General features: G+C 69.7%; 10 protein-coding genes. 8 read left to right on the top strand and 2 right to left on the bottom strand.

Annotated features, from left to right (window positions below; genetic code table 11):
- Positions 1-2: 2 nt before the first annotated feature.
- Positions 3-1,355, bottom strand: a complete 1,353-nt coding sequence (locus V2S04_RS06065) for a branched-chain amino acid ABC transporter permease (protein WP_413637544.1) — start codon at positions 1,353-1,355, stop codon at positions 3-5.
- 287 nt (positions 1,356-1,642) lie between these two features.
- On the opposite strand from V2S04_RS06065, the gene guaB reads away from it, so the two are divergent.
- The 3 genes from guaB (at position 1,643) to V2S04_RS06050 (ending at position 6,071) form a co-directional block, all read left to right on the top strand.
- Complete coding sequence (guaB, locus tag V2S04_RS06060) at positions 1,643-3,145, top strand: IMP dehydrogenase (RefSeq protein ID WP_413637543.1); 1,503 nt, start codon at positions 1,643-1,645, stop codon at positions 3,143-3,145.
- A 125-nt stretch (positions 3,146-3,270) separates the two neighbouring features.
- The gene (locus V2S04_RS06055; protein ID WP_413637542.1) at positions 3,271-4,626 is read left to right on the top strand and encodes an MFS transporter; all 1,356 of its coding nucleotides are present in this window, start codon (positions 3,271-3,273) and stop codon (positions 4,624-4,626) included.
- Positions 4,623-6,071: a pyridoxal phosphate-dependent decarboxylase family protein gene (locus V2S04_RS06050; RefSeq protein WP_413637541.1), complete on the top strand. Its 1,449-nt coding sequence runs from the start codon at positions 4,623-4,625 to the stop codon at positions 6,069-6,071. The genes V2S04_RS06055 and V2S04_RS06050 overlap by 4 nt, the downstream gene beginning before the upstream one ends.
- 112 nt (positions 6,072-6,183) lie before the next feature.
- Here the strand turns inward: V2S04_RS06050 and V2S04_RS06045 are convergent, their stop codons facing one another.
- Positions 6,184-7,029, bottom strand: a complete 846-nt coding sequence (locus tag V2S04_RS06045; RefSeq protein ID WP_413637540.1) for an endonuclease domain-containing protein — start codon at positions 7,027-7,029, stop codon at positions 6,184-6,186.
- Positions 7,030-7,312: 283 nt separating this feature from the next.
- Here V2S04_RS06045 and V2S04_RS06040 point away from each other — a divergent pair, with 283 nt between their 5' ends.
- From V2S04_RS06040 to guaA, 5 genes are all read left to right on the top strand, one after another.
- Entirely contained in the window at positions 7,313-8,431 is a 1,119-nt protein-coding gene (locus V2S04_RS06040) for a GuaB3 family IMP dehydrogenase-related protein (protein WP_099196324.1), read from the top strand.
- Positions 8,428-9,231: an SURF1 family protein gene (locus tag V2S04_RS06035; RefSeq protein ID WP_413637539.1), complete on the top strand. Its 804-nt coding sequence runs from the start codon at positions 8,428-8,430 to the stop codon at positions 9,229-9,231. Before V2S04_RS06040 ends, V2S04_RS06035 begins: the two co-directional genes overlap by 4 nt.
- 69 nt (positions 9,232-9,300) lie before the next feature.
- Positions 9,301-14,016, top strand: a complete 4,716-nt coding sequence (locus V2S04_RS06030; RefSeq protein WP_413637538.1) for an ExeM/NucH family extracellular endonuclease — start codon at positions 9,301-9,303, stop codon at positions 14,014-14,016.
- A gap of 79 nt (positions 14,017-14,095) precedes the next feature.
- Positions 14,096-14,578 (top strand): DUF3817 domain-containing protein, encoded by a 483-nt coding sequence (locus V2S04_RS06025; RefSeq protein ID WP_099196555.1) that lies wholly within the window; start codon positions 14,096-14,098, stop codon positions 14,576-14,578.
- A complete protein-coding gene (guaA, locus tag V2S04_RS06020; RefSeq protein ID WP_413637537.1) occupies positions 14,575-16,161 on the top strand; it encodes a glutamine-hydrolyzing GMP synthase in 1,587 nt (528 codons plus the stop codon). Before V2S04_RS06025 ends, guaA begins: the two co-directional genes overlap by 4 nt.
- Positions 16,162-16,211: the final 50 nt, after the last annotated feature.

Raw genomic sequence — 16,211 nt, 5'->3', positions numbered from 1 at the left:
CGTCAGCCCAGCCTTTCCTTGCGGCCGAACAGGCCCTGGGGCCTGACCAGCAGGATGACGACCAGCGCGACCAAAGCGGTGGCGTACTTGAGGTCGGAGGGGACACCCAGCAGCGTCGAGACCTCGACCGCGATGCCCACGATCAGCGAGCCGACCAGGGCGCCGATGGCCGAGCCGAGGCCGCCGAGCGTGATCGCCGTGAAGATCAGCAGCAGCATCTGCATGCCCATGTCCCACTTCACGCCGGGGCGGAAGTAGGCCCAAAGGATGCCGGACAGCGCCGCCAGCGAGCCGGAGATGATCCACACGTAGCGGATCACGCGGTCGACGTCGATGCCGGAGGCGGCCGCCAGCTGCGGGTTGTCGGAGATCGCGCGGGTCGCCTTGCCGATCCGGGTGCGGGTGAGGAAGTACGCCATGCCGAGGATCGCGGCCAGGCTGATCGCCATGCCGATCAGGTCGATGTACGACAGCGAGATCGGGCCGAGCTGCATCGGGGCGGGGCTCGCGCCCGGCAGCTGCGCGGTGTCGCCGCCGATCATGAACTGCAGCACGTAGCGCAGGGCGAGCGAGAGTCCGATGCTGACGATCATGAGCTGCACGATGCCGAGACCGCGTCGGCGCAGGGGGCGCCAGATCCCGGCATCCATCGCCCAGCCCAGCGCTCCGCCGCCGATCACGGCGGCGATGATGCCGGCCCACAGCGGCAGGTTCCAGAACGAGGTGAACAGCACGACCACGACACCGCCCCAGGTCACCATCTCGCCGTGCGCGAAGTTCGACAGGCGGGTGGTGCCGTAGATGAGCGCGGCGCCCATCGAGGCCAGGCCGAGCAGCAGGCCGAAGTTGATGCCGCCGATCGTGCGCGAGATGAGCTGATCGGCGAACGAGACGGTGATCCGCTCACCCTGACCGAGGAAGAGGTTGACGATCTTCGTGCCCGTGAGACCGAACTCGGCCTCGAACGACCCGCTCGTGCCCTCGACGGGAGTGACGCCCTCGGGCAGCTGCGACGCGTCGACGATCACGCCCTCGGGGAGGGTGTCCTCGTCGACGGCGATCGTGTACTTCTCCTTCTCGGGGACGTAGAGCCTCCACTTGCCGTCGGCACCCGTCTCGGTCTCGGCCTTGAAGCCGTTGCCGTCGACCGACATCTTCACGCCCTCGATCGGCTCGCCCTTGTAGGTGATGTTGCCGCCGAAGTAGAAGTCGGTGATCTCCTGCCCGTCGGGCGTCGTCTCGGCGTGGGCCGATCCGGCGGGAGCGCCGAAGATGAGGAAAGCGGCGAGCAGAGCCGCGAGCACCGCGATCACGCCGTTTCGGGGGCGCTGAAGCGCCACAGTTCTGAGTCCCACGCATCCTCCACATCGAGTGCCTCGGACGACTTCGGGTCGTCGTCCGGCTTGGGCGTCGGAATGAGCGTATCCCGTCGCCGACGCCGATCGCACCATCCGCGGCCGGATCGGAATATCGGGAGTGTCCCGCCCGGTCGCCGTGCCCTGTCGGGGCTCTCGGCGTTCTCGGAATAACCGCAGCCGCGGCGCGCTTAGAATCTATACACCGCGGGTCAGCCCCCTCCGGTCGCCGACGTCCCGCGCATTCGTCATTCGATCGCGCCTCCGGCGCAGAGGAGCCAGCTTCCATGCAGCAGCACGACCCGTTCGGTTTCGTCGGACTCACCTACGATGACGTGCTCCTGCTTCCCGGGCACACCGACGTCATCCCCAGTGAGGCCGACACCTCCTCGCGGATCACCCGGCGCATCTCCGTGGCCACCCCGCTGCTCTCCAGCGCGATGGACACCGTGACCGAGGCGCGCATGGCGATCGCCATGGCGCGTGAGGGCGGCATCGGCATTCTGCACCGCAACCTCTCGATCGCCGACCAGGCGTCGCAGGTCGACCGCGTCAAGCGCAGCGAATCGGGCATGATCACCGACCCGATCACCACCACCGCCGACGCCACCGTCGAAGAGGTCGACAACCTGTGCGCCCGGTACCGCATCTCGGGCCTTCCCGTCGTCGATGACGACGGCAAGCTCGTCGGCATCGTCACCAACCGCGACATGCGCTTCGTGTCGGGCTTCGAGCGCCAGACGACGCTGGTGAAGGACGTCATGACCAGCGAGAACCTGGTGACCGCCAAGGTCGGTGTCGCCGCCGGCGAGGTCATCGCCCTGTTCGCCAAGCACCGCGTCGAGAAGCTGCCGCTCATCGATGAGGACGGCAAGCTCGCCGGCCTCATCACGATCAAGGACTTCGACAAGAGCGAGAAGTACCCCCTCGCCACCAAGGACGACCAGGGTCGGCTGCGCGTCGGCGCGGCGATCGGCTTCTTCGGTGACGCGTGGGAGCGCGCCGAGGCGCTGCGGGATGCCGGCGTCGACATCCTCGTCGTCGACACCGCCAACGGCCAGTCGCAGGGCGTCATCGAGCTCGTCAAGCGGCTCAAGGCCGACCCCACCTTCGAGCACATCGACGTCATCGGCGGCAACGTCGCGACGCGCGAGGGCGCACAGGCCCTGGTTGATGCCGGCGTCGACGCCGTCAAGGTCGGCGTGGGCCCCGGCTCGATCTGCACCACCCGCGTGGTCGCCGGCGTCGGCGTGCCGCAGGTGACCGCCGTGTACGAGGCATCGCTCGCGGCCGGCCCGGCCGGCGTGCCGGTGATCGCCGACGGCGGCCTGCAGTACTCCGGCGACATCGCCAAGGCGCTGGTCGCCGGTGCCGACGCCGTCATGCTGGGCTCGCTGCTCGCCGGCACCGACGAGTCGCCGGGCGAGATCGTCTTCCAGTCGGGCAAGCAGTTCAAGCAGTACCGCGGCATGGGGTCGCTGGGCGCCATGCAGACGCGGGGCAAGCAGACCTCGTACTCGAAGGACCGCTACTTCCAGGCCGACGTGCCCAGCGACGACAAGCTGATCCCCGAGGGCATCGAAGGGCAGGTGCCGTACCGCGGGCCGCTCTCGGCCGTCGCGTACCAGCTGATCGGCGGGCTGCGTCAGTCGATGTTCTACGTCGGCGCGCGCACCATCGAAGAGCTCAAGGCCCGCGGCCGCTTCGCGCGCATCACCGCCGCCGGGCTCAAGGAGTCGCACCCGCACGACGTGCAGATCGTCGTCGAGGCGCCGAACTACAAGAAGTGAGCCGACCTCGGGTCACGGCCTGACGGAGGGGGCGGATGCCGGGCATCCGCCCCCGCCGCATGTCCGAGGCCCACGCGTCCGACCCGCCGGACGCGGGCCGCGGCGCCAGCACTAGAGTGAGCCGCATGCGCTCAGCGTCGAATCCGCTCACTCGGGGACAGATCGCCCGCTATGCGACCGGGTCACTCGGCACCGGCGGGTTCGCGACGCTGCCGGGGCTCGTGCTGGTCTACTACCTCACCGACTCGCTCGGGGTGACCGCGCTCGCCGCGGGCGCGATCGTCACCGGCGCGAAGGTGTGGGACGTGCTGATCGACCCGGTCATCGGCGGGATCAGCGACACCGCGCTCGCCCGCGCCGGGTCGCGGCGCGGACTCATGCTCATCGGGGCCATCGGGCTTCCCATCGCGTTCACCCTCACCTTCGCGGTGCCGGCCGGGATCGGCCCGTTCGCCTCCGCGACCTGGGTGCTCATCGCCTTCATGCTCGCAGCGACATGCTTCAGTCTCTTCCAGGTGCCGTACATCGCGCTGCCCGCCGAGCTGACCGACGACTATCGCGAGCGCACCCGCCTGCTCACCTGGCGCGTGGTGATGCTGACCGTGGCGATCCTGCTGTTCGGTGCCGGCGGGCCGGAGATCCGCGGCATGTTCCCCGACGATCCGCTGCTCGGCTACCTCGTGATGGCTGCCGTCGCGGCAGTGCTTCTCGGCGCGGGGCTGTTCGTCGCGTCGACCGTCGCCCCCGACCGTCCGCCGCTGCCCGTGCGCCCCGGCGCGTCGATCGCGACGCACTACCGCGATGGCGTGGTCGCGCTGCGCGAGAGTCAGCCCTTCCGTGTGCTGCTCGGAACCTTCATGCTGCAGGGCCTCGCGACCGGACTCATGCTCGCCGCCGCGCAGTTCGTCGCCCGCTGGGTGCTCGGCGACGAGGGCGCGGTGACCCCGCTGTTCCTCGCGCTGATCGCTCCCGCGCTGCTGATGGCGCCGGTGTGGAAGATCGTCGCGGACCGCGTCGGCAAGGAGCGCGCCTTCCGGCTCGCGAGCGCGGTCTTCCTCGTCGCGACCGTCGTTCTCGGTCTGATGGTGTGGATGCCCGGATGGTGGATCCTCGCGCCGGTCGCTCTCGCCGGTGCGGCGTACGCCGGAATGCAGACGCTGCCCATGGCGATGCTGCCCGACGTCATCGCCCACGATCGCACGGCCGGTGGCGGCGACAACCGCTCGGGGGTCTTCAGCGGAGTGTGGACGGCGGGGGAGACGACGGGGATGGCGCTCGGTGCGACCGTGCTGTCGATCGTGCTCGCCGCGACCGGGTACATCGAGACCACCGCCGAGGTCGAGGTCGCCCAGCCTGCCGCCGCGATCTCGGGCATCGCCGTGGCCTTCAGCCTGCTTCCCGCGGCCCTCATGCTGGCCAGCCTCGTGGTGCTGGCTCGCTACCGGCTGCGCGAGCACGACATCGTCGGGACCTCGGCGTGAGCGACATCCTCGAGCGTCTGCGGCGGATGCGCGCCGCCGACGCGCCCACCCACGGCGGCCGCGTGCTGTCGTACGTCTACGACTCGGGTCTCGACGAGCTGGAGGAGCTGGCCGACGCCGCCGCTCGTCTCGCGCGGCCGCTGAACGGGCTCGATCCGACCGTGTTCCCGTCGATCGCGGCGATGGAGCGCGATGTGATCGGATTCACCCGCCGGATGCTGTACGGCGGCCGCACGGTCGTCGGCTCCGTCACCAGCGGCGGAACGGAGAGCTGCCTGCTCGCGGTGAAGACGACGCGCGACCGGTGGCGGCAGGCGAACCCCGCGCTCACCGGGCGGCGCCCCCGGCTGGTCGCCCCGACCAGCGCGCACGCCGCGTTCACCAAGGCCGCGCAGCTGTTCGACCTCGATCTCGACCTGGTGCCATGCTCGCCGGACGGCGTCGTCACCGCGAGCGACGTGACGGACCGGCTCGACGACGACGTCGCGCTCGTCGTCGTCTCCGCGCCGTCGTATCCCACCGGCATGCTCGATCCGATCGCCGAGGTCGCGGCCGCGGCATCCGCCCGGGGGATCTCCTGCCATGTCGATGCCTGCTTCGGCGGATTCGTGCTGCCGTGGTGGCCGGATCTGCCCGCATGGGACTTCCGGGTGCGCGGCGTGACCAGCATCTCGGCCGATCTGCACAAGTTCGGATACGCGCCGAAGGGCGCCTCGGTGCTGCTGCAGCGCGGACGCCGCCGCCACCGCGCGCAGTTCTTCGCCACGACCGGCTGGGCGGGCTACCCGGTCGTGAACGCGACCCTGCTCGGGTCGCGCTCGGCGTCGCCGCTCGCCGCCGCGTGGGCGATCACGCAGCATCTCGGAGATGACGGGTACCGCAGGCTCACCGGGTCGATCCACCGGGTCGCCCTCGCCGTCAGGGCGGCCGTCGACGGCATCCCTGGTCTGCGGGTGATCGGCGACCCCACCGGACCCGCGATCGCGCTCGGCTCGGACGACAGCCTGGCCGCGCCGGACCGCGTCGACCCGCACCGGCTGGCCGACGCGATGCTCACGCACGGCTGGAAGATCCAGCCGCAGCCCGGTCTCGTGCAGCGTGACGGCGTGCGCATCCCGCACAGCGCCCACCTGACGCTCACCCCCGTTCTCGAGCGGGGCTCGGAGGACTTCATCCGCGCGCTCGTCGCGGCCGCCGACGAGGTGCGCGGCCGGCCGCCGGCCGACCCGCGGATGCTGCTGACGGTGCTGCGCGTGCTCGGGTACGGCGAGGGCGGGCGCGTTCCCGGCCCCGCCGCCGCGTGGCGACTGCTGCGGCTCGCCGGCGCCGGGTCGGTGCCGGCCGACAAGCCGACGGCCATGCTGATGGCGCTGATCGAGCGGCTGCCGCGACCCGTCGCCGAGGCGCTGCTCATCGAGCTGCTCGCCCGCATGTCGGAGCCGTGACGCCGCGGGCGTGCTCCGGGTCCTTCATCCGGCGTAGGCGAACAGGCGGAGGTAGGACGGATGCCGGATGCGTCGTCCTACGTTCGCGTGATCCCCTACGTCCGCGAACCGCTCAGCGGCGGGATGCCAGATGGAGGCCCTGCGCGATGGCGTTCATCAGTGTCTCCATCACGTAGCGCGCATCGAACATGACCTGCTGGTAGTCGAAACGGAGCACGGTGTAGCCGAGCAGGGTGAGGCGGGCATCCTGACGCAGATCGCGGCGGCGATCCTTCGCGGTGCCGTGGAACTCGAAGCCGTCCAGCTGCACGACGAGGCGCTCGCCGATGAGCGCATCGACGCGATGTCCGTCGATCATGACCTGCTGCCGAACCTCGACTCCGCACGCCCGCGCGATCCAGACGAAGGTCGTCTCGACACCGGAGTCCGACAGTGCGCCGACGATCTCGAGCACCTGCGCCGGTCGCAGTGCGCCCCACTGGGTGCGCCTCAGCTGGATGAGACTCACGGATCCCTTCCGCAGCGCCGATTCCCAGACGGCGGCGGCTTCGCTCGGATCGAGGCAGCGCGCCACGTGGAACAGCACGTTCAGCAGCGGCTCGTCGGTGCTGAATCGTGGCACCGCGAGCGGCCCCTGCGCCCAGTGCACATTCAGTCCCGCGCCGCCGTTGCGGGATGCCGTCGGTGCGACGGCCACATGGATCTTCTCGGCATCCGGAGTCCACAGACCCTTCTCGCGTGCGGCGGTGACGCACGTGATCCGCCCGCTGACGTGTGCCGCCGCCCGGCGCTCGGGCGAGCAGTCGGCGCTCACCAACCATGACCGGTGCACCCGCTCGATGTTCCCCGCCTCGATCGCCGTGCGCACTGTCCATGCTGAATAGCCGGCCGCACGCACCTCGGAGGTGTGTGCGACGCCGCGTCGCTCGCGCATCCACTTCACCAGAGGTATCGTCATGGCCTACGAGCGTGCCTGTCCGGGGCATCCGACGCGCCGCGAAGACCGCGAATGTGGATGGAATCCGCCGCAGAGGGCGTCGTGCAGAACGAGTCGCGCCGCCTGGCCGACTCACCCGAGGTAGGCGAACGCTCCGGCGTAGGACGACGGCAGCACGATGCGACCTACGCCCGCGCGTTCGCCTACCTCGGAGGAGAACCGACCCGGGCGGCCGAACTGAACCGAGGCGGTGAGCGCACGATCGGGGCCACGCGAGCACCACGGGTAGGCTGGAAGGGTGAGCATGGACATCGAGATCGGCCGAGGCAAGCGCGCGCGCCGCGCGTACACGTTCGACGACATCGCGGTGGTCCCATCGCGACGCACCCGCAACCCGTCCGACGTCTCGACGGCGTGGACGATCGATGCGTTCTCGTTCGACATCCCGGTGCTCGGCGCGCCGATGGACTCCGTCGTCAGCCCCGCCACCGCCATCACCCTGGGCAGGCTCGGCGGACTGGGCGTGCTCGACCTCGAGGGCCTGTGGACGCGCTACGACGACCCGCAGCCCCTGCTCGACGAGATCGCCGCGCTCCCGGCTGAGAACGCGACCGTGCGCATGCAGCAGCTGTACTCCGAGCCGATCAAGCCCGAGCTGGTGAAGCAGCGCCTCGCCGAGATCCGCGAGGCGGGCGTGACGGTGGCGGGCTCCCTCACACCGCAGCGCACTCAGGAGCTGTACGAGACGGTCGTCGCGGCGGGCGTCGACCTGTTCGTCATCCGCGGCACCACCGTGTCGGCCGAGCACGTCTCCAGCGCCGTCGAGCCGCTGAACCTGAAGAAGTTCATCTACGACCTCGACGTCCCCGTCATCGTCGGCGGTGCCTCCACGTACACCGCGGCGCTGCACCTCATGCGCACCGGTGCCGCGGGTGTGCTGGTCGGCTTCGGCGGGGGAGCGGCGTCGACGACGCGCGTGACCCTGGGCATCCACGCGCCGATGGCGACCGCCGTCTCCGATGTCGCCGCGGCGCGACGCGACTACCTCGACGAGTCGGGCGGCCGCTATGTGCACGTCATCGCCGACGGTGGCGTGGGCACGTCGGGTGACATGGTGAAGGCTCTCGCGATGGGCGCGGATGCCGTGATGCTGGGCGTGGCGCTGTCGCGCGCGACGGATGCCCCCGGCCAGGGCTTCCACTGGGGCGCCGAGGCGCACCACCCCGAGCTGCCCCGCGGGCGCCGCGTCGAGGTCGACCGCGTCGCCGACCTCGAGCGGATCCTGTTCGGACCGGCCCCCGTCGCAGACGGGACCGCGAACCTCATCGGCGCTCTGCGCAAGTCGATGGCGACCACCGGCTACTCCGACCTGAAGGAGTTCCAGCGGGTCGAGGTCGTGCTCGCGCCGTACGAGCTGGGATGACCGAGCAGCGGCCCACCGCGGACGCGCAGGAGTTCCCGCCGACCCTGCGCGAGGTGATGCTGCGCGGCCGTTGGATCGGCGTGCTCCTGCTGTGCCTCGTCGTCGCCGGGGTGTTCGCCTGGCTCGGTCAGTGGCAGCTGGCGCGCGCGATCGACACCGACCCGCCGCCGCCCGGCGCGACCGAGCAGGTGCGTCCGCTGACAGAGGTGATCGAGCCCGGGCAGTACCTGCCCGAGCCGCTCGGCGGACAGAAGGTCAGCACCGGCGGCGAGTGGGTCGCCGAGGACTTCATCGTGGTCTCGTCGCGGTTCAACGACGGCGAGGAGGGCTACTGGGTGACCGGCCAGCTGCGGGTCGCGGAGCGCACAGCACTCGCCGTCGCGCTCGGCTGGGCGCCGACGCGCGAGAAGGCGGATGCCGCTGCCGAGGCGCTCACCGAGCAGGGTGCCGTCGACGTGGAGCTCACCGGCCGCCTCATCGACGACGAGGGCGTCGAGCTGCCCCCGGCTGACGATGTCTTCGCCCTGACCCGGATGTCTCCCGCTGCGCTGCTCGGCCAGTGGCACGACATCGAGCAGCTCGACGTGTACCGGCCCTATCTGGCGTCCCTCACCGCCCCGACCGGCCTCATCGACATCCACTCGCCCGCCCCCGTCGAGAAGTCGCCGGTCAACTGGCTGAACATCTTCTACGCCGCAGAATGGGCGATCTTCGCCGGATTCGCGTTCTATCTCTGGTACCGCCTCGCGCGTGACGCGTGGGAGCGCGAGGTCGAGGACTTCGAGGACGCCCGTGCCTGAAGCGTCCACCCGGTGACCATCCGGTGACCGGTGGGCGAATGCTCTTGCCGCATGTCGGAGGTCAGGCCTATGGTCACTTTCATGCGCGTGCGCGTCTTCGCGCTCGCGAAGGCGGATTCACGAGATCCGCCGACCATTCTGAACGAGGAGACCGCATTCATGATGCCCCGCCCCGCTGACCCGAACCGCTCGGTTCCGGTCGCCGACCAGAGGAAGCGGGGGCGCATCGCGGCGCTCGCGCTGACCACGGCGTTCACGATGAGCATGGGAACGCTCATCGCCGCACCCGCCTTCGCGAACGTCGCCGGAACCGGCGTCGTCATCAACGAGGCCTACCTCTCCGGCGGCAGCTCCGGCGCCGCCTTCAAGAACAAGTTCATCGAGCTGTACAACCCGACCGACAAGGACGTCGTGCTCGACGGGATGTCGCTGCAGTACCGCTCGGCGACCGGCACCGGCGCGTCGAACAGCGTCGTCGCACTCACGGGCACCATCAAGGCCGGCGGCTACTTCCTGGTGCAGGCGCCCGGCAACGGCACGACCCCGGCCGGGGCTGCGCTGCCGACCCCCGACCAGAGCACCACATCGCTGAACCCGAGCGGAACCACGGGCACGATCGCCCTGGTGCAGGGCGCAACCGCCGTCACCCTGCCCGCCGGCGACGCGGCCGGCGCCGACGGCATCGTCGACCTGCTCGGCTACGGCACCTCGAACACGTTCGAGGGCGCTGTCGCCGGCGCACCGGCGAGCAACACCGACGTGAAGTCGCTGAACCGCACCGACGGCAAGGACACCGACGTCAACAAGGCCGACTTCACACTGTCGGCGACGATCACCCCCACCAACTCCGGCAGCACCGGCGGGGGCGGCACCGATCCCGACCCCGAGCCCGAGCCGACCGTGAAGGCGACGATCGCCGAGGTGCAGGGCACCGGCGACGTCTCGCCGCTCAAGGGCAAGACCGTCACCGTGCAGGGCGTCATCACCGCCGACTACCGCACGGGCGGCTACAAGGGCATCGTCATCCAGACCGCCGGGTCCGGCGGAGCAGACGACAAGACGCCCGACGCATCCGACGGCATCTTCGTCTTCCTCGACGGCAAGACCGTTCCCGGCGCGATCGGCGACCTGGTCTCGGTGACCGGCGTCGTCGACGAGTACTTCGGCCAGACGCAGATCGCCCCGGCATCGGCATCCGGTGTCTCGGTCGTCACCGCAGCGGTCGGCGTACCCGCCCTCACCCCGCTGCCGACGAGCGTCGTCGGCTCGGCACGCGAGGCGTACGAGAACATGCTCGTGCTGCCCACCGGAGACTACCTGGTGGCCTCCAGCCACCAGCTGTTCAACTTCGGCACGCTGTGGCTGAACCCCGGCGAGCTCAACGTCAAGGGCACCGAGCTCAAGCGCCCCGGCGCCGAGGCGGATGCCATCGCCGCGGCGAACCGCGCCGATCGCATCCTGCTCGATGACGGCTACAACATCCAGGTGACCAACAAGGACCACCTGAACGACCAGCCCTACTTCACCAAGGACGCGGTCGTGCGCAACGGCGACGCGGTCGACTTCGGCGGCAAGGGCCTGGTGCTGCAGTACGGCTTCGACGACTGGCGTCTGCAGCCGGTGACGCCGCTCGACAGCGCATCGCCGGCGGCCGAGAAGTTCAGCTTCACGACGAAGAACCCGCGACCCGAGGTGCCCTCGGTGGGCGGCGACGTGAAGATCGCGTCGTTCAACGTGTACAACTACTTCACGACGCTGGTGAGCGAGAACGCCGACGCCCGCGGAGCGAAGACCGCGGCGGAGTTCGCCATCCAGAAGTCGAAGATCGTCTCGGCGATCAACAAGCTGGATGCCGATGTCGTCTCGCTCATGGAGATCGAGAACTCCGTGAAGCTGGGCGAGCCCGCCGACACCGCCCTCGCCGACCTCGTCGACGGGCTGAACGCCGAAGCGGGCAGCGGGGTCTGGGCGTACGTGCCCACACCGACGTCGCTGCAGAACGCGGCGACCACCGACTTCATCACGAACGCGATCATCTACAAGGCGAAGGAGGTGAAGCCGGTCGGCGACGCGCAGACCATCGACGACGAGACGGTGTGGGGCAACGCGCGCGAGCCGATCGCTCAGGCCTTCGACGCGGACGGGCGCACGGTCACCGTGATCGCCAACCACTTCAAGTCGAAGTCGGGCAGCGGCACGCAGCCGGCCGACGGACAGGGGTTCTTCAACGCCGATCGGGTGAAGCAGGCGCAGTCGCTGCTCGCCTTCACCGACCGGCTGAAGGCCGCCAACGGCGACGACATGCTGCTGATCGGAGACTTCAACGCCTACGGTCATGAGGACCCGATCGACGTGTTCACGTCGAAGGGCTGGGTCGACACGGTGCCCGCGCACTCGCCGGGCAGCTACACCTACACGTTCGACGGAGAACTGGGATCGCTCGACCATGTGATCGCCTCGCCGTCACTGGCGAGGTCCATCACCGGTGCGGATGCGTGGACGATCAACTCGCCGGAGTGGAGCGACCGCGGCTACGCGTACGGTGCCACGGAGACGGGCACCCCGTTCCGCTCGAGCGACCACGATCCGATCCTCGTCGGCGTCTCGGCCACCGAGCCTCCCGTGAGCATCGACATCGCCACGATCAACGACTTCCACGGTCGCATCGAGGCGGACGGCAAGGCGGCCGGTGCGGCAGTGCTTGCCGGTGCGGTGAAGTCGGTGCGCGAGGCGAACCCGAACACGATCTTCGCCGCCGCCGGCGACCTGATCGGCGCATCGACGTTCACCTCGTTCATCCAGGACGACAACCCTACGATCGACGCGCTCAACGCCGCCGGTCTCGAGGTGAGCGCCGCCGGCAACCACGAGTTCGACCAGGGCTGGGCCGACCTGCGCGACCGCGTGCAGGAGCGCGCGGACTGGGAGTACATCTCGTCGAACGTCTTCCTGAAGGGCACCGATGAGACCGCGCTCGCCCCGTCGTGGGTGAAGGAGGTCGACGGGGTCCGGGTCGGCTTCGTCGGCGCGGTGACGGAAGAGCTCGACTCGCTCGTGTCGCCGGCCGGGATCGCCGACCTCGAGGTGCGCGACATCGTCGACTCGGTGAACACGGCAGCCGCGAACCTCCGCGACGGCGACGACGCCAACGGCGAAGCCGACGTGATCATCCTGCTGGTCCACGAGGGCGCGACGACGGTCTCCGTCGACAGCATCACCCCGGAGTCGGCGCTCGGACAGATCGTCTACGGCGTCGGCGACGACGTGAGCGCGATCGTCTCGGCGCACACCCACCTCGCCTACAACCACGTCATCGACGGCCGCCCGGTCGTGTCGGCGGGTCAGTACGGCGAGAACATGGGCGTGATGAACCTGCAGGTCGACCCGGAGAGCAACGAGCTGATCTCGATCACCAACGAGATCCGTCCGCTGGCGGGCAACTACCAGCCGGTCGCCGAGGTGCAGGCCATCGTCGACGCCGCCAAGAAGGAGGCCGACGTGCTCGGCGCCGTCAAGGTCGGCGACATCACGGCGAACTTCAACCGTGCTCGCCAGGCCGACGGCACCGAGAACCGCGGTGGCGAGTCGACGATCGGCAACTTCGTCGCCGATGTGCAGAAGTGGGCCACCGGCGCGGACATCGCGCTGATGAACCCCGGTGGCATCCGGGCCAACCTCACCTACGCCTCGTCGAACGCGAACGACCCCGACGGCAACGTCACCTACCGTGAGGCGGCGACGGTGCAGCCGTTCGCCAACACTCTGGTCACCACGCAGCTCACCGGTGCACAGCTGAAGGCCGTGCTCGAAGAGCAGTGGCAGCCGGCGGGTGCCAGCCGTCCGTTCCTCAAGCTCGGCGTCTCGGAGGGGCTGTCGTACACGTACGATCCCGCCGCGGCTCAGGGCGAGCGGATCACGTCGATCACCCTGAACGGCGCGGCGCTCGACCCGTCGGCTTCGTACACTGTGGCCGCGAACTCCTTCCTGGCAGCCGGTGGAGACAACTTCTTCACACTGGCGAAGGGCACGAGCGCGAAGGACACCGGCAAGATCGACCTGCAGTCGATGGTCGACTGGTTCGACGCCAACAAGACGGCGAGCCCCGACCTCGACCAGCGAGCCGTGGGAGCCACCATCACCCCGGGGCCGGGTGCGGACGGATACCAGGCCGGTGACGTGGTGACGGTGTCGCTGTCGTCGCTCGCGTTCAGTGCGGGCGAGCAGGTGCCGACGACGGTCGAGCTGTCGCTGGGCGGCGTCTCCGTCGGCTCGGCCGCGGTCGACCCCGCCGTCGTGAGCACGACCGACGAGGTCGGCCGGGCGAGCATCCAGTTCACGGTTCCGGCCGGATCCGCGGGCCAGCCGCTTGTCGCGACGCCGAACGTCGGCGCCGCGGTGACGCTGCCGTTCACCGTCGCTGCGGACGAGCCGGAGCCCGGTCCGTTCGAGGGCACCATTCAGACCGGTTCCTCGAAGGTCAGCGCCGGTGGCACCCTCGCGGTGAGCGGTGAGCGCTTCACTCCGGGCGAGACCGTGACCGTCGAGCTGCGCCCCAAGAAGGGGCAGGCCGTGCAGGTCGGCACCGTGCAGGTCGCAGACGACGGAACGTTCTCGACCACGGTGCGCGTGCCGAAGAGCACTCAGCCGGGCAAGTACACCCTGGCCGTGGTGCAGGCCGACGGCGACGCGGCCACCGCGACAGTGCACGTCAACCGCGCCGGTGGCGTGGCCGGCATCATCCAGCAGATCGTCGACTGGATCTGGGACCTGATCTCCCGCTGGTGATCACACCCTGATCGCGGAGGCCGCCGGGCACGTGTCCGGCGGCCTTCGCCGTATCAGCGCGGCGGGTAGAATGGAGGGCATGCCCGAGCCCAGAGTCGCCAGCTTTCCGGCGATCCGCGGAGCGCTGAAGTTCTACCAGATCGCCTCGATCATCACCGGCGTCATGCTGCTGCTGCTCGTCACCGAGATGGTGCTGAAGTACACGCCGATCCACCTCGAACTCTTCCTCGGCGGCTCCGGCGGGCCGCTCTGGTTCGCCGAGGTCGTCGAGACCGCCGACGGTCTCGAATCGACCGGCGATGGATTCAACGTCTCGCAGGGCATCCTCGTCGCCCACGGCTGGTTCTACGTCGTATACCTGTTCGCCTGCTTCCGGATGTGGAGCATGATGCGCTGGCCGTTCGTGCGGTTCATCCTCCTCGCCCTCGGCGGCGTCATCCCTCTGCTGTCCTTCTTCATGGAGACGCGCGTCGCGCGTGACGTGAAGGCCTACCTCGCCCACCGCGAGGCCGCGGAGCAGTCCGCAGCCCCCGCGACCACCACCCCGGAAGGTGCCCGTTGACCGAGCAGACCGAGACTCAGCAGCGCCCTGCGCTGGTCGTCGACTTCGGAGCGCAGTACGCGCAGCTGATCGCCCGCCGCGTCCGCGAAGCAGGCGTGTACAGCGAGATCGTGCCGCACACCGCGACCGCTGAGGAGATCGCCGCGAAGAACCCCGTGGCGCTGATCCTCTCCGGCGGCCCGTCGTCGGTGTACGAGGAGGGTGCACCCCAGCTCGACCCGGCCGTGTTCGAGCTCGGCGTGCCCACGCTCGGCATCTGCTACGGCTTCCAGTACATGGCGCAGGCCCTCGGGGGCGAGGTCGCCCACACCGGGCTGCGCGAGTACGGGGCGACCGATGCGCACATCCCTGAGACCACCAGCCCGCTGCTCGCCGGACAGCCGGCCGAGCAGAACGTCTGGATGAGCCACGGCGACCAGGTGTCACGCGCTCCCGAAGGATTCGACGTGCTCGCCACCACCGACGCCACCAAGGTCGCCGCCTTCGCGAACGAGGAGCGTCGCCTGTACGGCGTGCAGTGGCACCCGGAGGTCAAGCACTCCGACCACGGCCAGGCCATCATCGAGAACTTCCTGCACCGCGGTGCGGGCCTGCCGGCCGACTGGAACAGCGACAACGTCATCGCCGAGCAGATCGAGCGCATCCGTGAGCAGGTCGGCGACGCTCGCGTCATCTCGGCTCTCTCCGGCGGCGTCGACTCCGCCGTCTCGACCGCCCTGGTGCACAAGGCGATCGGCGATCAGCTGACCGCCGTCTTCGTCGACCACGGGCTGCTTCGCAAGGGCGAGCGCGAGCAGGTCGAGAAGGACTACGTCGAGTCCACCGGCGTGCGCCTCATCACCGTCGACGCCGTCGACACCTTCCTCGGTCACCTCGCGGGCGTCACCGACCCCGAGACGAAGCGCAAGATCATCGGGCGCGAGTTCATCCGCGCGTTCGAGCAGGTGCAGCGCGATCTGGTCGAAGAGGCCAAGGCCACCGGCGGCGCTCCGGTGAAGTTCCTCGTGCAGGGCACCCTGTACCCTGACGTCGTCGAATCGGGCGGGGGAGCGGGCACCGCCAACATCAAGTCGCACCACAACGTGGGCGGCCTGCCCGACGACCTCGACTTCGAGCTCGTCGAGCCGCTGCGCGCCCTGTTCAAGGACGAGGTCCGCGCAATCGGCCGCGAGCTCGGCATCCCCGAGGCGATCGTCGGCCGTCAGCCCTTCCCCGGCCCCGGCCTGGGCATCCGGATCATCGGCGAGGTGACCCGCGAACGCCTCGAGATCCTGCGCGAGGCCGACGCCATCGCCCGTGAGGAGCTCACCAAGGCGGGCCTCGACCAGACCATCTGGCAGTGCCCGGTCGTGCTGCTGGCCGACGTCCGCTCTGTGGGTGTGCAGGGCGATGGGCGCACGTACGGGCATCCCATCGTGCTGCGTCCCGTGTCGAGCGAAGACGCCATGACGGCCGACTGGACCCGCCTGCCGTACGACGTGCTCGCGAAGATCTCGAACCGCATCACGAACGAGGTGCGCGAGATCAACCGCGTCGTGCTCGACGTCACCTCGAAGCCGCCGGCGACCATCGAGTGGGAGTGAGAGAAGGGGTCGCGAGAGCGGCCCCTTCTTCGTCTCAGGGCGCGTCTGGC

The organism is Microbacterium sp. OR21 (assembly GCF_047306785.1).
GTDB lineage: Bacteria > Actinomycetota > Actinomycetes > Actinomycetales > Microbacteriaceae > Microbacterium > Microbacterium esteraromaticum_E.
This window is presented reverse-complemented; position numbering and strand designations above follow the sequence as displayed.

Bases quoted from the DNA above. Each gene is read 5' to 3' on its own strand.
- V2S04_RS06025 (WP_099196555.1), top strand. From the start codon at position 14,096: ATGCCCGAGCCCAGAGTCGCCAGCTTTCCGGCGATCCGCGGAGCGCTG.
- V2S04_RS06055 (WP_413637542.1), top strand. From the start codon at position 3,271: ATGCGCTCAGCGTCGAATCCGCTCACTCGGGGACAGATCGCCCGCTAT.
- V2S04_RS06030 (WP_413637538.1), top strand. From the start codon at position 9,301: ATGGTCACTTTCATGCGCGTGCGCGTCTTCGCGCTCGCGAAGGCGGAT.
- V2S04_RS06040 (WP_099196324.1), top strand. From the start codon at position 7,313: ATGGACATCGAGATCGGCCGAGGCAAGCGCGCGCGCCGCGCGTACACG.
- guaB (WP_413637543.1), top strand. From the start codon at position 1,643: ATGCAGCAGCACGACCCGTTCGGTTTCGTCGGACTCACCTACGATGAC.
- V2S04_RS06045 (WP_413637540.1), bottom strand. From the start codon at position 7,029: ATGACGATACCTCTGGTGAAGTGGATGCGCGAGCGACGCGGCGTCGCA.
- V2S04_RS06035 (WP_413637539.1), top strand. From the start codon at position 8,428: ATGACCGAGCAGCGGCCCACCGCGGACGCGCAGGAGTTCCCGCCGACC.